Source organism: Nocardia paucivorans NBRC 100373, from assembly GCF_000308675.1.
GTDB lineage: Bacteria > Actinomycetota > Actinomycetes > Mycobacteriales > Mycobacteriaceae > Nocardia > Nocardia paucivorans.
On sequence record NZ_BAGE01000112.1, the window covers coordinates 1 to 3,388 of the forward strand.

1 protein-coding gene is annotated in these 3,388 nt (G+C 67.8%); it reads left to right on the forward strand.

The features are described 5' to 3' along the window. The coding region (locus ON32_RS23540; RefSeq protein ID WP_040793207.1) for a type I polyketide synthase at window positions 1-3,388 on the forward strand (3,388 nt) is incomplete at both ends.

A 3,388-nucleotide genomic window follows, 5' to 3' on the forward strand; every position in this document is an offset into this window, starting at 1 on the left:
TCAGGCGTTGCGGCGAGGAGAGTCGTCGTTGGCGTTGGCCGGTGGGGTGAGCGTGGCGGCGAGCCCGAGTTTGTATGTGGATTTCGCCCGCCAGCGGGGTTTGGCCGCCGATGGCCGGTCGAAGGCGTTCGCGGCCGCGGCCGATGGGGTGGTGTGGTCGGAGGGGGTGGGGGTGCTGGTGCTCGAGCGGTTGTCCGACGCCCAGCGGCTGGGTCATCAGGTATTGGCGGTGGTGCGGGGGAGCGCGATCAATCAGGACGGGGCCAGCAACGGGTTGACCGCGCCGAATGGTCCGTCGCAGCAGCGGGTGATCGCCGCGGCATTGGCCGATGCGGGGTTGGGGCCGGCGGATGTGGATGTGGTGGAGGCGCATGGGACCGGTACCCGGTTGGGGGATCCGATCGAGGCGCAGGCGGTGATCGCGGCCTACGGCGCCGACCGGGATCGGGATCGGCCGTTGTTCATGGGGTCGGTGAAGTCGAACATCGGGCATGCGGTGGCCGCTGCCGGTGTTGGTGGGGTGATCAAGATGGTGGCCGCGCTGCGGCACGAAACCCTGCCGAAGACACTGCATGTGGATGTGCCGACGCCGTATGTGGATTGGTCGTCGGGGGTGGTGCGGTTGTTGACCGAGCCTCGGTCGTGGCCGGTGGGTGAGCGTCCGCGTCGGGCGGGGGTGTCGTCGTTCGGGATCAGCGGCACGAATGCGCATGTGATCTTGGAGGAAGCACCCCGACAAACGAACTCGACGAGAACATCGCAGGTCGACCGTTCCGGCGGAAACTCCGCTCGGGCTCGCACCGTGGCATTCGAACCCGGTGCGAGCAGTGCCCCGGTGCCGCTGCTGATTTCGGCGAAGTCCGATGCCGCGCTGCGGGCGCAGGCCGACCGGCTACGACAGTGGCTGATCGACCGCCCGGATCTCGATGTCGTCGATATCGCGTATTCTCTGATCGAGACGCGCGCACATCTGGATCGGCGTGGTGCGGTCATCGGTGCCGGTCGGGAAGAGCTCGTGGCAGGCCTCACGGAACTCGCCTCGGGCGATACGGCGCCCTCCGTTATCGAGGGACAGGTCATCGCCGGCAAGACGGCATTCCTGTTCACCGGTCAGGGCGCCCAGCGGGTGGGGATGGGCCGCGAGTTGTCCGCGGCGTTCCCCGCGTTCGCCACGGCCTTGGACGAGATCTGCGCCCATATGGACCCGCTGCTGGGGCGGTCGTTGCGGGAGGTGATGTTCACCGACCCCGACGGGGTGTTGGATCGCACGGAATGGACCCAGCCGGCGCTGTTCGCCTTCGAGGTCGCAATGTTCCGGCTGCTGGAATCGTTCGGGGTCGCACCGGATCTGCTGATCGGGCACTCGATCGGTGAAGTGGCCGCCGCGTATGTGGCGGGGGTGTGGTCGCTCGCCGACGCCTGTGCCCTGGTGGCGGCGCGCGGACGGTTGATGGGGGCGCTGCCGGCGGGCGGTGCGATGGTGGCGGTCGCAATGCCGGAAGCCGAGGCATCACAGCTGGCGACGGGATACGGCGATCGGGTGTCGGTGGCGGCAGTGAACGGACCGTCGTCGACGGTGCTGTCCGGGGACACGGACGCCATCGACGAGATCGAGACGGTGGCGACCGGTAGAGGTGTGAAAACCAACCGGTTGCGGGTGTCCCACGCGTTCCATTCGGCGTTGATGGATCCGGTGCTCGACGAATTCCGCGCGGTGGCCGAGAGTTTGACGTACCGGGAGCCGTCGTTGCCGCTGGTGTCGAATGTGTCCGGTGAGCTCGCCGGGGACGCGGCGACCGATCCGGGGTACTGGGTGCGGCAGCTGCGGGAGTGCGTGCGGTACGCAACGGAGGTGGACACGGCCGTTACGGAAGGCGTGTGTCACTTCATCGAAGTGGGACCGGACGCGGTGTTGGCGGCGATGACACGGCAATGTCTGGCCGAAGATCCGGAGGTCGAGGACCACACCACGGTGATCGCGGTCTCCCGACGCCGGGTCGGCGACCGGGAAGTGAACGGTCGGGCGGGAAAAACCGAAGCGGAGTGGCTGATCACCGCATTGGCGCAGGTGCATGTCGCGGGTATGCGGGTGGATTGGTCACCGGTGTTCGCCGGTCGCCCGGTGCGCCGGGTGCCGTTGCCGACGTATGCGTTCCAGCGGCGGCGGTTCTGGTTGCAACCCGACGACGTGGCGGCGTCGATGTCGGATCATCCGATCCTGACGGATGTGGTCGGTTTGGCGGACACCGACGAATGGTTGTTCACCGGCCGGTTCTCGTTGCGGACCCATCCGTGGATCGCCGACCACAGGGCGCACGGTGTGGTGGTCGTACCGGGTGTGTTGTTGCTCGAATTCCTTCTCGCCGCGGGCGGCCGAATCGGCTGCGAGGCGGTGGAGGAAGTCATGCTGCACGCGCCGATCACACCCGGTGACGACGAGATCGAACTCCAGGCGCTGGTGCAGGCGGCCGACGAATCCGGACGGCGTCGGTTCGAGTTCTATTACCGGAAGTCCCCCGGTGGGGAATGGTCGCGCAATGCGACCGGTGTGCTCGCGGCGCGGCCGGAACACGATACGGCATTGCTGTCGCAGCTCCGGGACGAAGAATGGCCGCCGGCCGATGCCGATCTCCTAGCCGTCGACGGCGCAACTCTCGCGGGACAGATCACCGAGGACACCGGGCTCGAATACGGTCCGGCCTTCATCGGTGTGCAGGCGGTGTGGGAACGCGGCGATGCGGTGTTCTCGGAGGTCGCGTTGGATACCGCCGCGGCACCGGACCCGGGACGTTACGAGGTGCATCCGGCCTTGATGGAGCTGGTGGTGCACGCGGGTCTGTCCCGGTTGGTTTTCCGCCCCGGCGGTTCCGATCCGGATACCGGTTGGTTGTTGTTCCGGTGGGGTGGGGCGCGGTTCCACCGGCCGATGGACGATGGACGGCGACCGGCGGGGGTGACCTCGTTGCGGGTTGTCGCGGTCCGGACCGGGGCGGAGAGTGTGGCGGTGGCGGCCGTCGATGGGGGTGGTCGTCCGGTTTTGTCGGTTGATGCGGTGGTGATGCGTCGGTATGACGTGGAGGAGTTCCGGCGTGGTTTGTCGGTGGAGGGGGCCGGTCTGTATCGGGTGGGGTGGGAGCCTGTTGCGGCGGTATCGGATGATCGGCACGTGCCTGTCCTGGCGGTGCTGGGAGAGGTGGGGGTGTCAGGTGTCGAGGTGGCCTATGGGTCCGTGGCCGAGGTTGTCGCGGCCGAGGAGGTTCCCGGTGCGCTGATCTGGCGGCCGACCGGCTCGGTGGCCGAGGGACCGGGCGCGGTGCGGGAACGGGTGCACGCCACATTGACCGTGCTGAAGTCCTGGCTTGCCGAAGAACGTCTGTCCGAGGTCCGG